Annotated in this window: 15 protein-coding genes; 6 read left to right on the top strand and 9 right to left on the bottom strand. The window is 65.8% G+C overall.

Annotated elements, in window-relative coordinates:
- Positions 1 to 14 precede the first annotated feature (14 nt).
- Entirely contained in the window at positions 15 to 446 is a 432-nt protein-coding gene (locus ACSC1S_RS05100) for a DUF7346 family protein (RefSeq protein ID WP_435363424.1), read from the top strand.
- On the opposite strand, the gene rad50 is transcribed toward ACSC1S_RS05100, so the two are convergent.
- From rad50 to ACSC1S_RS05115, 3 genes are all read right to left on the bottom strand, one after another.
- A complete protein-coding gene (gene rad50 / locus ACSC1S_RS05105) occupies positions 443 to 3,115 on the bottom strand; it encodes a DNA double-strand break repair ATPase Rad50 (RefSeq protein ID WP_435363425.1) in 2,673 nt (890 codons plus the stop codon). The genes ACSC1S_RS05100 and rad50 overlap by 4 nt on opposite strands.
- The gene (mre11, locus tag ACSC1S_RS05110) at positions 3,112 to 4,437 is read right to left on the bottom strand and encodes a DNA double-strand break repair protein Mre11 (protein ID WP_435363426.1); all 1,326 of its coding nucleotides are present in this window, start codon (positions 4,435 to 4,437) and stop codon (positions 3,112 to 3,114) included. Before mre11 ends, rad50 begins: the two co-directional genes overlap by 4 nt.
- Before the next feature lie 205 nt (positions 4,438 to 4,642).
- Positions 4,643 to 4,906, bottom strand: coding sequence for a MarR family transcriptional regulator (locus ACSC1S_RS05115; protein WP_435317825.1), 264 nt, complete (start codon positions 4,904 to 4,906; stop codon positions 4,643 to 4,645).
- A gap of 193 nt (positions 4,907 to 5,099) precedes the next feature.
- Here ACSC1S_RS05115 and pan1 point away from each other — a divergent pair, with 193 nt between their 5' ends.
- Together pan1 and ACSC1S_RS05125 are read left to right on the top strand one after the other, a co-directional pair.
- A complete protein-coding gene (pan1, locus tag ACSC1S_RS05120; RefSeq protein ID WP_435317826.1) occupies positions 5,100 to 6,317 on the top strand; it encodes a proteasome-activating nucleotidase Pan1 in 1,218 nt (405 codons plus the stop codon).
- A gap of 98 nt (positions 6,318 to 6,415) precedes the next feature.
- Complete coding sequence (locus ACSC1S_RS05125; protein WP_435363427.1) at positions 6,416 to 6,604, top strand: hypothetical protein; 189 nt, start codon at positions 6,416 to 6,418, stop codon at positions 6,602 to 6,604.
- Between the two features lie 154 nt (positions 6,605 to 6,758).
- Here ACSC1S_RS05125 and ACSC1S_RS05130 read toward each other — a convergent pair whose 3' ends face one another.
- From ACSC1S_RS05130 to ACSC1S_RS05150, 5 genes are all read right to left on the bottom strand, one after another.
- Positions 6,759 to 8,432, bottom strand: coding sequence for a TrkH family potassium uptake protein (locus tag ACSC1S_RS05130; RefSeq protein ID WP_435363428.1), 1,674 nt, complete (start codon positions 8,430 to 8,432; stop codon positions 6,759 to 6,761).
- Complete coding sequence (locus tag ACSC1S_RS05135; protein ID WP_435363429.1) at positions 8,433 to 9,122, bottom strand: potassium channel family protein; 690 nt, start codon at positions 9,120 to 9,122, stop codon at positions 8,433 to 8,435.
- A 45-nt stretch (positions 9,123 to 9,167) separates the two neighbouring features.
- A complete protein-coding gene (locus tag ACSC1S_RS05140; protein WP_435363430.1) occupies positions 9,168 to 9,719 on the bottom strand; it encodes a plastocyanin/azurin family copper-binding protein in 552 nt (183 codons plus the stop codon).
- A 44-nt stretch (positions 9,720 to 9,763) separates the two neighbouring features.
- Positions 9,764 to 10,816: a M42 family metallopeptidase gene (locus ACSC1S_RS05145; RefSeq protein WP_435363431.1), complete on the bottom strand. Its 1,053-nt coding sequence runs from the start codon at positions 10,814 to 10,816 to the stop codon at positions 9,764 to 9,766.
- A gap of 107 nt (positions 10,817 to 10,923) precedes the next feature.
- Positions 10,924 to 11,823: a DMT family transporter gene (locus ACSC1S_RS05150; RefSeq protein WP_435363432.1), complete on the bottom strand. Its 900-nt coding sequence runs from the start codon at positions 11,821 to 11,823 to the stop codon at positions 10,924 to 10,926.
- A gap of 234 nt (positions 11,824 to 12,057) precedes the next feature.
- Between ACSC1S_RS05150 and ACSC1S_RS05155 the strand changes: the two genes are divergently transcribed.
- Both ACSC1S_RS05155 and ACSC1S_RS05160 read left to right on the top strand, forming a co-directional pair.
- Positions 12,058 to 12,543 (top strand): Lrp/AsnC family transcriptional regulator, encoded by a 486-nt coding sequence (locus ACSC1S_RS05155; protein ID WP_435317835.1) that lies wholly within the window; start codon positions 12,058 to 12,060, stop codon positions 12,541 to 12,543.
- A gap of 48 nt (positions 12,544 to 12,591) precedes the next feature.
- Entirely contained in the window at positions 12,592 to 12,852 is a 261-nt protein-coding gene (locus ACSC1S_RS05160; protein ID WP_435317836.1) for an MTH865 family protein, read from the top strand.
- 9 nt (positions 12,853 to 12,861) lie between these two features.
- Here ACSC1S_RS05160 and pdhA read toward each other — a convergent pair whose 3' ends face one another.
- The gene (pdhA, locus tag ACSC1S_RS05165) at positions 12,862 to 13,893 is read right to left on the bottom strand and encodes a pyruvate dehydrogenase (acetyl-transferring) E1 component subunit alpha (protein WP_435363433.1); all 1,032 of its coding nucleotides are present in this window, start codon (positions 13,891 to 13,893) and stop codon (positions 12,862 to 12,864) included.
- A gap of 243 nt (positions 13,894 to 14,136) precedes the next feature.
- Here pdhA and ACSC1S_RS05170 point away from each other — a divergent pair, with 243 nt between their 5' ends.
- Complete coding sequence (locus tag ACSC1S_RS05170; RefSeq protein ID WP_435363434.1) at positions 14,137 to 15,465, top strand: M28 family peptidase; 1,329 nt, start codon at positions 14,137 to 14,139, stop codon at positions 15,463 to 15,465.
- Positions 15,466 to 15,496: the final 31 nt, after the last annotated feature.

The raw sequence follows: 15,496 nt of genomic DNA on the forward strand, positions 1-15,496 counted from the left end.
TCCAACCCGAAGCCATGCGAACCGTGCGCGACGATTCGGGCGACCGCTACCTCCTCGTGAAACGGTCGAGTGAGGCCAGCCTCGTGCGCGACCCGGCGACCGGTGAGGAACGATACGTCGAGAACGACCGGCTGGAACCGGCAGAAGGCGAGACACCGCTGGAGACGGCCGCGGGAGCTGTCTCCCCCGCGGTTCGCCGGATTCTCACGGCGACCCACGACGACCGCTCGCTCGGCCTGCTGGTCGAACTCGTCGACGGCGGTCCCATCGCGGTCCGCGACCTGCTCGCCACCTACGACCTCTGCGAGAGCGACATGCTCGGCCTGCTCACCGAGTTCCGTGCGGCCGGGCTGGTCGAAGAAGCGACCATCGCAGGTGAGCGCGGGTACGACGCGACCGACCTCGCGCGAGAGGGGGTCGCAGCACTCCGCGGCACCCAGGATTAGTACAGTTCTGCCAGCGGTTGCTCACCACGAGAGACCGTCGACCGGTTGGTCGTCGGGTCCTTCTCGACGTGGACCAGTGAGTCCGCCGCGCCCACGAGTTCCTCGTCGTGGCTGACGACGATGATCTGCTCGACGCCGTACTCCGTCCGCATCGTCTCGACCAGCGTCAGCAACTGCGTGACGTGGCCGGAGTCGAGGAACACGGTGGGTTCGTCGAGTATGAGTGGGGGCATCGGGGCCGCCCCTTCGACGCCCTCCGAGAGCAGCCGGTAGATGGCACACCGGAGGCTCAGGTTGAACAGGGCGCGCTCGCCACCCGAGAGCTGTTCGGGGTCGAGCGTCTCGCCGTCCTTCTGGTAGACGGTGAGTTCGTACTCGCCGGAGAGCTCGATGTGGGAGTACGAGTCGTTCTGGTACACCAGGTCGAACGTCTCGTTCAGCATGCGTTCGAGCGTCTCGACGTTGCGCTGGCGCAGGTCGGCCCGCAGGTCCTTGTACATCTCCTGGAGGTCCTGCGCCTCGGCGTACAGCGATTCGAGTGCGTCGAGGCGCTCGCCGAGGGCGTCGCGCTTCTCGCGCAGGTCCTCGAGCTCCTCGATCTCACCCCGAACGCGGCCAGCCCGGTCCTGCAGGTCGTCGCGGGACTCCGCGAGTTCCGCCAGCTTCGTTTCGACCTGTTCGATGTACGTCGCGGCGCGTTTCTTCTCGTTCCGGGCGTTCTCGACCTGCGAGTCGTCGACCGCGTCCTCGAGTTCGGTCTTGCGCTCGCGCTTGTCCGCGAGGGTCTGGCGGCGCTCGTCGTTCTGCTCGCCGAGCAGGTCGTGCTTCTCGCCGAGGCGTTCTATCTCGCTCTCGGTCTCGGTGATGGCGTCAAGGGTATCCGCGAGCGATTCCAGCGTCTCCTTTCGCTGGGCGACCGTGGCCTTCTCCGCGTTCGCTTCGCCGAGGGCTTCGCGGCTGGTCTCCAGTGCCTCGCGTTCGGCCTCGGCGTTCTCGCGTTTCTCGTCGGCCTCGCTGTCGAACTCGTCCGCCTCGGAGCGCAACGTCTCGCGACGGTCGCGCTTGTCGGCGAGCGACGATTCCCGCTCCTCGACGAGCTGGGTGATCTGGTCGATGCGCTGGCGAAGCTGGGTCGCCTCGTCCTCGGCGTCGACCAGTGCCTCGGCCGCTTCGATGCGTTCTGCGAGGTCCTCGAGGTCCGATTCCACCGACTCGAGTTCGGCTCGTTTCGCGTCGAGTTCCTCACGGTCGTCCTCGATGGTGTCGACGTGGGGTGAGTCCTCGACGGGCTGGCCACACTCGGGACACTTGCCCTCGGCCAGCAGTTCTTCGGCCTCCTCGATGCGGTTCCGGAGCAACTCGACCTGGGTCTGGGTCTCGTTTCGCTCCTCGCGCAGGTCCTCGCGCTCGCTCCGGAGGTCGTCGCGATGGTCCTCGGCCTCGCCGAAGTCGACCGGTGCGTCCTCGAACGCCTCCTTCGCGGCAGCCACGTCCGATTCCAGGGTGTCGAGCTTCTCGCGTCGGTCCGCGATGGCGTCCTCGTCCGCCTCTATCTCGTCGGCGAGTTCGGTCGCCTGCTCTCGTTTCTGCGCTGCCTTCGCTTCGAGGTCCTCGGCCTCCCCCTCGAGCCGGTCGGCGCGCTCGCGGTGGTTCGAGAGTTCGTTCCCGAGGTCGTTCACGCGCTCTTTGAGGTCGTCGAGGTCCGCGGTGACCTCGTCGATGCGCGCCGCCACGGCGTCGTCGTCCGGCTCCGCGTCGAGGTCGGTATCGGCCACGAGGTCGTCCCGGCGGTCGCGGGCCGCGGTCAGTTCCTCGCGTAGCTCCCGGCGTTCGGCTTTGAGTTCGTCGCGTTCGCGCTCGGTCTCGGCGATGCTCGACTGGAGCGTCTCGATGTCGTCCGCGACCGACTCGAGTTTCTCGCGTTTCTCCTCGTACTCGGCGAGGATGTCCTCGGCCTCCTGTTTGGTCTGTTTCGCCGTCTCCACCTGCTGTTCGTAGTTCTCGATCTTCGATTTCGTCTCGGACAGGTCGGTCTCGATGGTGTTGAGCGTCGCGTGCAGGTCCTTCGCTTCCTTCTCGGCGATCTGGTCTTCCAGCCCTTCGTAGCGACCGCGCACGTTGTCGAGCACGTCGTTGACGCCGAGACGGGCCTCGCTGGCGCGTTCGCGGTACTCCTCCAGCTTCCCTAACTGGAGCAGGTCGTCTATCATGTCCTGGCGGTCCGACGGCGAGGCGTGGATGAGCTTGTTGACCTCGCCCTGGCGGACGTAGGCGCAGTTGACGAAGGCGTCGGCGTCCATCCGGAGCAGTTCCGTCACCTTCCGGCGGACTGCCCGCGCACCTTCGAACGTTCCCTCGGGTGCCTCGAGGACGCACTTCGCGGTCTGGGCGCGGTCGGTCGTGTAGCGGATGCGGCGCTCGATGTGGTACTCAGACCCGGCGTGGGTGAACCAGAGTTCGACCTCGGCGTCCTCGGCACCGGTCCGGACCACGTCGTCCATCGTGCCGGTGAGTGCCTTCGAGCCGTAGAGCGCGAAGAAGCAGGCTTCGAGCAGGCTGGACTTCCCGCTGCCGTTGACGCCGTGGACGACGGTGACCCCGCGGTCGAGCGTGAGGTCGGCGTCGCCGTAGCACTTGAAGTTCGAGAGGCGGACGCGTTCGACCTTCATTCGAAGTCCTCCATGGATGCCTGCCCGTCGTCGTCGCCGCCGACGGTCGCCTCCGCCTCGGCGGGTGCGGGTTCGGATTCGGCGGGTGCGGATTCGGGTTCGGTGGGTGCGGATTCGGATTCGGCGGGTGCAGGCTCGGATTTGGATTCGGATTCGGATTCGGCGGCGTCGGTCGAAGCATCGGCCGGTGTCGCATCGTCGGCAGCCCCGACCGCCTCGAACGCCCCGAGGTCGTCGTCGACCAGCGCCTGCACGCGGTCTTTCACCTCGTCGCGGACGTTGGAGTCGGCAACCTTGCTCGCCCGGACCGTCTCGTCCACGTCGCGGGCCGCCTGACTCAAGCCGAGTTCGCGGACCCGCTCGCGGACCGCCTCGTCGGGGTCGGCGAACGAGACCTCCACACCGCCGTCCTCGTCGAACTCGCGGCGGTCGGTGACGCGGGCGACCAGCGCGCCGCGGTCGATGGCGAACTCCTCGACGGCAGCGGGCGAGACGGGGTCGCCGTCGCCGGTGACGGAGACGATGACGACCGCGTCCTCGCAGTCGTGCTCGCGGACCGCTTCGCGCACGCGCTCGACGCCCTCGCCCGGCGCGAGGTCCACGTCGACGAATCGGAAGGGGCGGTTGTCTGGGATGCCCCGGCGGGTGATGGTCACCTCGTCGTCGGCGGTGACGATGTTGTAGCCGCGGTCGTCGCGCTCGCTCGCGCTCACGCGCTCGGTCGACCCGCAGTAGGTGACCCAGGTATCGTCAATCTGTTCGACGCCGGGGGCGTGGTTGTCCCCGAGCAGGAGCGCGTCGAAGTCGACCGACGATTCCTCGATGAGGCGTTCGGTGTCCCAGTCGGCGTGCGCGAAGGGTTCGAACAGGCCGTGGGTGACGAGCATGGCGTGTTCCGTGTCGTGGGGCGCGAAGTCGTACTCCAGGTCGTCACGGCGCGAGCGCGGGACGAAGTCGAGCCCGTAGAACGCGGTGTCTCCCAGCAGGTATGGCTCGCGGCCGAGGCGGGTCGCGAGGCCGATGTCGGCGAAGAGGTCGAGCCACTGCCCGTCGCGTTTCCCCTCGTGGTTCCCGACCACGGCGAGGAACGGGATGTCGGCGTCGGCGAGTTCACGGAGGGCGGCGACCGTCCCCTGCAGGTCCTGCAGGCCGGGGCGACGGTCGTGAAAGAGGTCGCCCGCGTGGACCACGGCGTCGACCTCGTCGTCGATAGCGTCGGCGACGACCCGTCGGAACGCATCGAGGAAGTCCTCCCGACGAGCCGGGGAGTGGTACTGGCGATACCCGAGGTGGGTGTCCCCAGTGTGGATCACTCGTGTCATAGCTGGGACTATCGCCCGATGCCGTAAAGACGTTCCGCGAGTGGGGTGAAAGTGAAGAGACGGACCGGCCGGTCGCGGTGTCGAAAACAGGAGAGCGGGAAGGATTCGCTATGGAACGGCAACACCGCGGCGGCGCGAATGGGTAGACGCGTGCGGGCCGCGGTCGAGGTCGACGATGCGGGGTGTCGCCGACGAGTGGTGCCGCTTACTCGATGTTCAGCGTATACAGTCGCTTGCGGGCGTCGGAGAACGAGAACCGGGAGTGGACCACGTCCTCTTCCTCGAGACGGTTGAGGGCGTAGCGGACCGTCCGTGGCGGGAGCAGTGTCTCCTCCGCGAGCTGACTCTGGGTCAGCGTGTCGTTGTACTCCAGCACTTTCGCCACCAGCTTCGCACTCGGGGGGAGGTCGCGAACGTCGTCCCAGCTCCCCGCGGGTTGATCGGTCTGTTCCAGTTCGGTTGCGCTCATCGTACTCTCCCTTTCTGGATACTCTCTAATAATACTTGCTGTATTATTTTATTCCTATCGGTAATTTCTCTGTGGCGGTTACTGGACAGGACACCGTTCCAGAATCACCGGACACAGCGGCGGCCGACAAGTTGATGACCGCTTCGGTGTCTCACCCGAAGCCTCTTAAGATTCAGAACCTAATGCCACTGTGATGACCGACACTGTGGACGACGTCGACCTTCCCTATGACGAGGAGGAGGCGTCCCAGCAGGAGAAAATAGAAGCTCTCCAGGAGCGTCTTGACGTGCTCGAGTCGCAGAACGACGAGATGCGTGATAAGCTCCTCGACGCCAACGCAGAGAACAACAAGTACCAGCAGAAACTGGAGCGTCTCACCCACGAGAACAAGAAGCTCAAGCAGTCGCCGCTGTTCGTCGCCACCATCCAGGAACTCACGGATGAGGGCGTCATCATCAAGCAACACGGCAACAACCAGGAGGCGCTCACCGAGGTCACCGAGGAGATGCGCGAGCAGATCGAACCCGACATGCGGGTCGCGGTCAACAACTCCCTCTCTATCGTGAAGACCCTCAGCAACGAGACCGACGTGCGCGCTCGCGTGATGGAAGTCACGAAGAGCCCCGATGTGACCTACGAGGACATCGGTGGGCTCGAAGAACAGATGCAGGAGGTCCGCGAGACCGTCGAGATGCCCCTCGAGAAGCCCGAAGCCTTCGAGGAGGTCGGCATCGACCCGCCGTCCGGCGTCCTCCTCTACGGCCCGCCGGGGACCGGGAAGACGATGCTGGCGAAGGCCGTCGCGAACCAGACCGACGCGACCTTCATCAAGATGGCCGGCTCCGAACTCGTCCACAAGTTCATCGGTGAGGGCGCGAAACTCGTGCGCGACCTGTTCCAGGTCGCCCGCGACCACGAGCCCGCCGTCATCTTCATCGACGAGATCGACGCCATCGCGAGCAAGCGCACGGAGTCCAAGACCTCCGGCGACGCCGAGGTCCAGCGCACGATGATGCAGCTGCTCTCCGAGATGGACGGCTTCGAGGACCGTGGTGAGATCCGCATCATCGCGGCGACGAACCGCTTCGACATGCTCGACCGCGCCATCCTGCGCCCGGGCCGGTTCGACCGCCTCATCGAGGTTCCCAAGCCCGACGCCGAGGGCCGCGAGATCATCTTCAAGATCCACACCCGCGACATGAACGTCTCCGACGACGTCGACTTCGCCGAACTGGCAGGGGTCGCCGAGAACGCCTCCGGTGCCGACGTGAAAGCGATCTGTACCGAGGCCGGGATGTTCGCCATCCGTGACGACCGCCGCGTCATCACGATGGCCGACTTCGAAGCCGCGTGGGACAAGATCCAGGCCGAAGAAGAGGACGACCCGGACGTCTCCAAGACCTTCGCCTGACCACGCACAGCCTCCTCGTCAGCGACTCGTCTCCACACGATTTTCACCCGCGGCTATCGACCATAGTTTGAATAGCACTGGCCTACCAGCCGTGGGTGATGCCGCCCTCACAGTGTCCCGATTGCAGTACCGAACTCGTCGACGGAACGGTCGGAACCGGCACGAAAGAACTGGTCGTCAAGCCTGATACCGAGGACGGCGGGCTCTTCGGGTTGGGCGGCTGGCAGACGACGACCGCCAAGTGCTGCCCCGAGTGCGGTCGCGTCCTGCTCTACGCCGACGACTGAGACCGCGAGACCGCCGACCAACTGTTTATCCCGGAAGCCGCGGCCAATCGTGGCGTGACCTGACGACGGCCGTCCGGCGGTTCGCGGGTGTGCGGCACCCCGGCGGACGACACCACAGACCCAGTACAATCGGTGCCGCCTGTCCGCCCCTTGTTCAGGGATTCAGCCCCTTGAGTGCCGACCGGAAGAACACCAGCACCGGGATGATCTCCAGCCGGCCGACCCACATGTTCAGGAGGAACATCGCCTCGGCGAGAACCGGCATGTCGGGACCGGTGATGCCCGTCGAGAGGCCGACGTTGCCCTGGGCGCTCGCCACCTCGAACAGCGCGTCCGCGTAGCTGAAGTCCGGTCCGGCGACGTTGACCAGCACCAGGCTCGTCGCGAGCAGCAGGATGAGCCAGAGCATGCTGACGATGGCCGCCTCGGAGAACTCGCGGTCCATCTCCTCGCGCCCGAGTGTCCGGTCGCCGATGTCGACGTTGACCACGGCATTCGACGGCAGGAACACCCGGGAGAACTGCCACTGGATGCCCTTCGAGACGGTGTAGCCGCGGATTATCTTGATGCCGCCGACGGTCGACCCGGCGGCCCCACCCATCGTCATCGCGCCCGAGAGCAACAGCTTTCCGCCGTCGGACCACTTGCCGATGGGCGAGGACTGGAAGCCGGTACACGAGAGCGCGCTCACCCACTGGAACGTCGCGTCCCTGATGGCGTCGAACTGGGCCGTCGAGAGGGTGGGTAGCGGGGACGGGACGGTCGCGCCGTACCCCGCCGACGCGAGGCCCACGAACACGTTCTGTGCAGCGAGGACGACGATTCCCCCGCCCAGCAGCAGGAACAGCCAGCGCGTCTGGAGGTCCTCGAACAGCTCGCGCCAGCGCCCGTCGGAGAGGATGGCGTAGTGGATGGGGAACGCGATAGCCCCGAGTGTCATCACTGGCAGGAGGACGGACTCGATGAGCGGCGAGTTGTACGACTCCATCGAGTTGTCCGTCACGGAGAACCCGCCGGTCGAGAGCGCCGTCATCGCGTGATTGAGCGCGTGCCAGAACGCCTTCCCGACGGGGTAGCCCTCGGCCAGCCAGATGACGAGGAACAGCGCCAGGATGGAGAGCAGCGTGTAGCTGACGAAAATCTTCCAGACGGTCCTGACCGTGGAGACGACGCTCGGGTGTATCTTCTCCTCACGGGCTTCAGAGCGGTACAGCGCGTAGCTCCCGCTCCCGGGCCGCGAGAGGATGGAGACAGTGAGGACGATGACGCCGACCCCGCCGACGTACTGGATGAGCGAGCGCCACCACTGGACCGAGTGTGGCAGCGACGGTTCGTGGATGGCCATCGTCAGCCCGCTCCCCGTCCAGCCGCTCATCGACTCGAACATGGCGTGCAGCGGGTTCCGGAAGTACCCGAGACTGGACTTCGTCGCGAGCCCACCCGCGGTGACCACCGACCAGTCGCTCGTGTCGGTCGCGGCCGGGACGTAGCCGTTCATCACGGTCTCGGGAGTCACCCAGGCGACGAGGAAGAACGCCAGTGCGCCGAAGACGGCCGTCGCGAACCAGCCGCCCGCGGCGATGACCATCCCGTGTTTCATCATCGGGTCGGGAGCGTCCGTGAAGACGCGACGGCTCAGGCCGCCGAGGAGGGCGGTGACGCCCGCGGCGGTGAGGAAGCCGAGCGCCGGGTAGAACTCACCGAAACCCAGGGCGACGAGGACGGTCAGCCCCATCAGCCCGGCCTGCATGAGGAGGAGCGTACCCACGTCCCGGAGGATGATCGCGAGGTCGGCCGGGACGCCAGCAACGGTGCGAGTGCGGGCCATCTATTCGAGGTCGTGGTCCTCGTAGTGCCCGAAGATGTCGGTCACGTCCGGGGTCGCACCGTGCTGGGAGTACACCGTGAGGAGGTCTCCGGGCTGCACGACGGTGTCGCCCCGCGGGGTGATGGGGTCGCCGTTGCCGTTCCGCTCGATGGCGACGATGAGGATGCCGTGGTCCAGCACACCCTCCCGGTTCGCCACCTCGAGGGTGTAGCCCGCGATGGGTGCCTCTTCGTCGACGGTTATCTCGAACACCTCGGCGGTGTCGCCGACCTTCATGTAGTCCTTGATGGAGGGGCGCTTGACCGCCCGGTAGAGATATTCGGAGATGAGTCGCTGTGGGTTCTCCATCGTCGTGACGCCGACGCGTTCGAAGAGGTTCATGTGCTCGGGGTTGTGGACCACGCTGACGACCGCCGGCACCTCGCGCTCCTTGGCGAGCAGCGAGACCATGATGTTCGTCGCGTCCTGGTCGGTCGTCGAGATGATGGCGTCGGCGCGCTCGATGCCGGCCTCGTCGAGCGTCTCCGCGACCGTCGCGTCCGCGTTGATGACCAGACAGTCGAACTGCCGCGCGGCGGCATCCGCCTTCGACTCGTTCTGCTCGATGACCACGACCTCGTTCTCGTCACGGGTCGCGATCTCGATGAGGGGCGTCCCGATGTTGCCCGCACCGACGATGATGATATACATTAGGCGCGGGTTCAGGACCCGCCGTCGAAAAGGTACCGTTCTCGCTTATTCGGGGGTCTCGTAGTCGCCGCCGTACTTGAGGAAGACGAAGGCGAGCGAGAGCACCGACAGCATCGCGCCGAGGGTCGCCACGCCGATTGCCTTCGCCGAGTCGGGGAGCACCGGGCCACCGCCGCCACCGCCGCTGGACGGGGCCTGGCCGGTGTCGTTCACGACGATTTCACCCTTCATTCCGAGGCCGGCGTGGGGGTCACACTGGTACTCGTAGGTGCCCTTGGTGTCGAACGTCGACGTGAACGAGAACCCGGTGTTCTCGATGGGCGTGTGGCCCTCCCAGGACGCGCCCTCGGGGACGCTGGTTGGGTTGACGTTGTGGTTGTCGGACTCCCAGACGAACTCCACGGTGCCACCTGCGGCAACGTAGAGTGGCTCCTCGGTACCGGGGGTGTAGACGTAGTTTCCGCCCGGACCGACGGTCACCGTCTTGGTCTCCTGTGCACTGGCCGTGTCAGCCGTGGCTGCGACGGCTGCTGCCCCTGCGGCGCCCTTCAGAAACTGCCGGCGAGAGACGGGCGCGTCCTCTGTGTCGCGGCTCATACTGACCGCTTTGGAGTCGGTTGTAGTGAAATCTTCGATACGGCTCACAGGGTGTAGTCGTGTTCACCGTCTTCAGTTTCGAGGAACGCTGCGGTCAGGTCGATGCACGCGGCGATATCCTCGGCGTGGGCGACCTCGGTCGGGGTGTGGAGGTACCGCGTCGGGATGGAGACCGCGCCGACCGGGAGTGCGCCGTGGGAGTACTGCAGGCCACCGGTGTCGGTCCCGCCCGAGGGGAGAACCTCGAACTGGTGTTCGATGTCTTCGTCTTCGGCGACCGCGCGGAGCCGGCGGTGGACCTTCGGGTTCGTGATGACCGAGGAGTCCTTGAGTTTGATGCCGGCACCGTCGCCGAGCCGGGTGATGTGGTCCCACTTCTTGAAGCCGGTGATGTCGTTGGCGACGGTGGTGTCGAGCGCGATGGCGAGGTCCGGGTCCACGTCGACGCCCAGCGCCTCTGCCCCCCGGAGCCCGACCTCTTCCTGGACCGTCGCGGCGAAGTGGATCGTTACGTCGGGGTCGTCGATTCGCCGGGCGAGTTCGAGCATGATGAACACTGAGACGCGATTGTCGATGGACTTCCCGGAGATGCAGTCGCCGAGAACCTCGGTCTGCTGGGACATCGTCACGAGGTCACCCACCGAGACCAGTTCGTCCACCTCGTCGGCCGGGAGCCCGAGGTCGACCGTCACGTCGTGGACCGTGCGCTCCTCGTCGTCGTCCTCGCCGCCGGTGTGGGGCGGGACCGAGCCGATGACGCCAGGGAGGTCGCCGTCCTCGGTGCGGATGTTCACCCGCTCGGCGCGGAGGATCTGTGGGTCCCAGCCGCCGAGCGCGTCGATGGTGACGAAGCCGTTCTCGTCGACGTGTCTGACCATGAAGCCGATCTCGTCCATGTGGGCCGCGACGAGGACGCTGTAGTCGCTGTCGCCGCCGATGGTGCCGACGACGTTTCCCATCCCGTCGCTCTCGATGGCGTCTACCTCCGGGTCGAGCTCGCGACGGACGATGTCGCGGACGGCGTCTTCGTACCCGGGCGCTCCGTGGGTCTCCATGAGTTCGACGAGGAGGTCGTAATCGAAGTCGAAAGAGGTCATGCCAGAGACTGCCGTACCGCACACGTAAAAGCTGGCCGAATCCGGCCGATACACCGGCTCTCACGCCCGCGTTTCCGCAACTGGAGATTTCCAATCGCGGCTGCGTCTCAGGGCAACCGGTCCGTCGGCAGCCGCCGCCGGAGGTACCCGGAGAGCGCGTGGCGCTTGATGAGCGCGAAGCCGGCGAAGATGATGGTGAACCCGAACAGGGTCGTGCTGTCGACGAGGTCGCCGAAGAGGAGCCAGGTCGCGACGGTCGCGACGACGGGTTCGAGGTAGCCGACGAGGTTGATCTCGGTCGGTCCGAGGCGGTCGAGCAGTTCGAAGTAGAGCAGGAACGCGACGACACCCGAGACCAGCGTGAGGTAGGTGAGGGACACCACGGCGGGGCCGGTCCATTCGATGGCCGTAAAGGACTCGCCCCGGCCGAGGCTCACGACGTGGAGCAGGCCGGCACCGAGCAGCATCGACCAGCCCTCCATGGTCTGGACGGGGAGCCCGGAGTCCAGCGGGCGCGTCAGGACCGTCCCGAGGGCGAAGCTCGTCCCCGCGATGAACACGAGGAGTACGCCGAGGAGGCTGGTCGACAGTGCAGTCCCCGGTTCGGGCTGGACGACGACCACGACGCCGGCGATGCCACAGAGGAACCCGATGGCACCGAGGGGCTGGAGCGGGTCGTCGACCTTGAGGACGCTGCCGAAGCCCGCGGTCAGGATGGGCGAGAGGCTGATGACGACCGCGGCGACCGCGCCGGAGATGTGCTGTTCCCCGATGTAGAGGAGTGCGTGGTAGGCGGCGAAGACGAAGACCGCGGTCACCGCGGTCTGGAGCCACTCGTCGCGCTCGCGGGGCCGCCAGCGGTCGGTCGAGTAGAGGGCGTAGCCGAGGACGATGAGTCCGGCCACGTCGTACCGCAATGCGGCGAAGAGGATTGGTGGGAAGTGATGCAGACCGACCTCGATGGCGACGAAGGAGGTGCCCCAGAGCGTTGCCAGAATGAGGAACATTCCGCTCGTATCTGAAAGTCGTCTCCAAAGGTTCGCGTGAAACATGTTCGTATCTGCAACTACGGTCGATTGTCGATATTAAAGACTTCCGCAACAGGAACAGAATAATTGGTTTGAATGGCGAGAAGATAGAGAGCAGTGAAATATAACTACAATATATCGTTTGAATATCGAAATAGAATCGATTTCTTTTGTGCCGAATGTTCATTACGGTGGCGCGAGACCCCTCTCACAATGGACGAACGCGACGTGCGCTTGCTCAAAGCGATCGCCGAACTGGGGACGGGGAGTCCCGAGCGACTTCACGAGGAGACGGGCATCCCGGTGTCGACCATCCACTATCGGCTGAACAACCTCAAGGAGGCCGGCGTGGTCGAAAACGAACTCTACGACATCGACAAGGAGGCGTTCGGCCTGAGCGTCACCATCATCATCGAGGTGCTGGCCGACTACAGCGGCCCCCACGAGGTGGTCTCCGACCAGCTTCGCGAGATAGAGGGGGTCACACAGGTGTTCTCGACGATGGGTGAGACCGACTTCATCGCCATCGCACGCCTGCGCGACAGCGACATGGTCGGGCGCATCATCCGTGACTTCGAGGAGGTGCCCGAGGTCCAGCGGACGAACTCGACCTACGTCATCGACACGCTGTGGGAGGACCCGCGCGGCCTGCAGAGCTACAGTCTCGAGACCCTGCTCGAGGAGTTCACCGAGGACTGAACCGGGCCGGCGGGGAACGTTTTTCCGCCCCCACGACCGACCCGACGTATGGACGACGAGGTCGAACGCGAACTGCGCGCCCAGCTGACGGCCGCGCTGGAACCGGCGACGTATCCCGTCGCGGACCCGTTCGACCTCGTCCCGGCGATTCCCGGCGGCCCACAGACGCGATTCGAGGTCGGTGACGAGCGCTACACCGCGATGGAGCTCGCGGTCAGGCTCGGCGACTACCACTCTTTTCCGTACGAGTCCGTCGACGAACTCGTCGACGACGTGATTGCAGCGATGCGAGAAGAAGGTCTGTTGTAGTCGGCCGGCTCAGTGGTCGACGCGCGGTTCGTCGACCATCTCCCGGCGCTGGCGGCGGAGGTGGTCGGGCATCTCCGCGTACGCGTGCTCGAACATCTCCTCGGGCTCGTAGCCCGTGTGTTCCTCGGCGGCCTTCACGGCCGCGGCGACCTCCTCTTTGGCCCACTGGGTGACGGCCGCCTCGTCCTCCTCGGACCAGCCGAACTCCTCTTCGAGGTAGGTCCGCGAGCGGTCGAGGGGGTCCTCCTGCAGCCAGTCCGCAGCGTCGTCCTCGTCGCGGTACTTCGAGGGGTCGTCGGTCGTGGTGTGGGCACCGCGACGGTAGGTGACCGCCTCGATGAGCGTCGGACCGCCGCCGTTCTTGGCCTTCTCCAGCGCCTCGGAGACGACCTCGTGGACGGCGAACACGTCGTTCCCGTCGACGCGGACGCCCTCGAAACCGTACGCCTGGGCCTTCTGGGCGATGGTCGCGCTCGCGGTCTGGCGTTCGCGCGGGACCGAGATGGCGTAGCCGTTGTTCTGGCAGAAGAACACCGTCGGCGCGTTGAACACGCCGGCGAAGTTCAGTCCTTCGTGGAAGTCGCCTTCGGAGGTCGCGCCGTCACCGAAGGAGACCAGGGAGGCGACGTCGTCGCCCTTGAGCTGGGCGGCCATCCCGATGCCCGCGGCGTGGGGCAACTGGGTCGCGATGGGGATGGTGATGGGGAAGGTGGTGAGTCCCTCCGGGTCCTCGCGGTCGATGTACTGCCCGTCGCCGAGCAGGTGGAGCAGGACCTCACGGAGGCCGATGCCGCGCTGGACGTACATCCCGTGGTCGCGATACGTGGGGAACAGGTAGTCACGGTCGGCGAGGGCCGCGGCCGCACCGATCTGGGCAGCCTCCTGGCCCCGCATGGGGGCGTAGGTGCCGATGCGCCCCTGCCGGTGGAGGCTGATCGCTTTCTCGTCGAATGTCCGGGCGAGTACCATTGTCTCGTAGAGGGACTTCGCCTCTTGTTCCGAGAGCTGGCGGTCACCGACGGCTGAGCCGCCCGGGGACATAACACGAACGAGATTTTGGGCCTCACTTGACATTAGAACCACCTGAGGGTCTATCGGATGATTGGGCCAATAGGTAATAAAACATCGCCCCAATCCGGTTTCGGTGTGAAATAATCGGCAGAGTACTTATACTCTGGAGCAGAGTTTCGATAATCACCCACGGTATCCCGCTTTCAAATGAAAAATCGTTAGCCATGCGCCGGAGTCGCAATCCTTACGCGTCACGGGGCCACACGGCAGACCATGTCTACCTGGATTGGTCGTACGTTCGTCAGTGACACGGGATGGGACCATCTCGAAGCCCTCGTCGACATCGGGGACCGGATGGCAGGGTCTACAGGAGAGCGAGCCGCCGCCGAGGCAACCCGTGACGCACTCGAGGGGGCTGGCGCGCGCGACGCGCACCTCGACGAGTTCGACATCCAGGGGTGGGAACGTGGCAGCAGTGCTATCGAAGCCGACGCCGAGACGTTCTCGCTCCAGCACGAGTGCATCGCGTTGCCCCGCAGTCCGGCCGAGACAGCGACCGGAGACCTCCTCGACCTCGGCTACGGCCTGCCAGGTGACTTCGAGGACGCCGACTGCGAGGGGAAGGTCGTCATGGTCCGCTCGGACATCCCGGACCACTACGACCGCTACCTCCACCGCCGCGAGAAGTACTACCACGCGGTCGAGGCGGGGGCGGCCGCGTTCGTCTACCGCAACCACGTCGAGGGCTGCCTGCCGCCGACCGGCTCCGTCGGGACCCAGGCTGACCCCATCGGCGAGATTCCCGCAGTGGGCGTCTCCGCGGAGACCGGCGCGCAGCTCGCCCGGAAGTACGACGGGGACGAGGTGTCCGTCTCGGTCGAGGCGACCATCGAGGACGCGACGAGCCAGAACGTTCACGCCGAACTCGGCCCGGACACTGACGAGGAAGTCCTCGTCACGAGTCACGTCGACGCCCACGACATCGCCACGGGTGCGATGGACAACGGAGCGGGAACCGCCATGGTCGTCGAACTCGCGCGACTGCTCGCCGACCGCGAGGACGAACTCGACACGCGCGTGCGATTCGTCTGTTTCGGCGCGGAAGAGGTCGGCCTCGTCGGCTCCGAGTACGAAGCCGACCGCGCCGACTTCGCGGACATCAAGGCCATCCTCAACAACGACGGCGTCGTCCAGGCGCGCGACCTCGGCTTCTATACCCACGGGTTCCCGGAACTCGAGGAGGCGCTCGACGCGGTCGCTGACCGACTCGACCACCCCCTCAAGGCGGTCCCGAATCAGGGCCCACACAGCGACCACTGGCCGTTCACGCAGTGGGGCGTCCCGGGCTACCACGCCTACGGCGAGACCAGCGGCACGGGCCGCGGCTGGGGCCACACGCACGCGGACACGCTCGACAAACTGGAGAAACGCGACCTGCGCGAACAGGCCATCCTGCTCGGCGAACTCACTGTCCACCTCGCCAGCGACGAGTTCGACGTCGCCCACCGCGACCCCGACGACATCGCGGCCGACCTCGAAGCCGAAGACCTCGCCGAAGGGATGCGCATCACCGGTGACTGGCCCTACAACGAGCAGGAGTAGGCCACCTCCCGTGGCGACGGAGTGGAGCCTT

The sequence above is a fragment of the Haloarchaeobius pelagicus genome, from assembly GCF_051207375.1.
In the GTDB taxonomy this organism is placed as follows: domain Archaea; phylum Halobacteriota; class Halobacteria; order Halobacteriales; family Natrialbaceae; genus Haloarchaeobius.

Coding starts and splice junctions, on each gene's coding strand:
- ACSC1S_RS05160 (WP_435317836.1), top strand. CDS start 12,592: ATGGACGACGAGGTCGAACGCGAACTGCGCGCCCAGCTGACGGCCGCG.
- ACSC1S_RS05140 (WP_435363430.1), bottom strand. CDS start 9,719: ATGAGCCGCGACACAGAGGACGCGCCCGTCTCTCGCCGGCAGTTTCTG.
- pdhA (WP_435363433.1), bottom strand. CDS start 13,893: ATGTCCCCGGGCGGCTCAGCCGTCGGTGACCGCCAGCTCTCGGAACAA.
- pan1 (WP_435317826.1), top strand. CDS start 5,100: ATGACCGACACTGTGGACGACGTCGACCTTCCCTATGACGAGGAGGAG.
- rad50 (WP_435363425.1), bottom strand. CDS start 3,115: ATGAAGGTCGAACGCGTCCGCCTCTCGAACTTCAAGTGCTACGGCGAC.
- ACSC1S_RS05145 (WP_435363431.1), bottom strand. CDS start 10,816: ATGACCTCTTTCGACTTCGATTACGACCTCCTCGTCGAACTCATGGAG.
- ACSC1S_RS05130 (WP_435363428.1), bottom strand. CDS start 8,432: ATGGCCCGCACTCGCACCGTTGCTGGCGTCCCGGCCGACCTCGCGATC.
- ACSC1S_RS05150 (WP_435363432.1), bottom strand. CDS start 11,823: ATGTTCCTCATTCTGGCAACGCTCTGGGGCACCTCCTTCGTCGCCATC.
- ACSC1S_RS05115 (WP_435317825.1), bottom strand. CDS start 4,906: ATGAGCGCAACCGAACTGGAACAGACCGATCAACCCGCGGGGAGCTGG.
- ACSC1S_RS05155 (WP_435317835.1), top strand. CDS start 12,058: ATGGACGAACGCGACGTGCGCTTGCTCAAAGCGATCGCCGAACTGGGG.
- ACSC1S_RS05135 (WP_435363429.1), bottom strand. CDS start 9,122: ATGTATATCATCATCGTCGGTGCGGGCAACATCGGGACGCCCCTCATC.
- ACSC1S_RS05170 (WP_435363434.1), top strand. CDS start 14,137: ATGTCTACCTGGATTGGTCGTACGTTCGTCAGTGACACGGGATGGGAC.
- mre11 (WP_435363426.1), bottom strand. CDS start 4,437: ATGACACGAGTGATCCACACTGGGGACACCCACCTCGGGTATCGCCAG.
- ACSC1S_RS05125 (WP_435363427.1), top strand. CDS start 6,416: ATGCCGCCCTCACAGTGTCCCGATTGCAGTACCGAACTCGTCGACGGA.
- ACSC1S_RS05100 (WP_435363424.1), top strand. CDS start 15: ATGCGAACCGTGCGCGACGATTCGGGCGACCGCTACCTCCTCGTGAAA.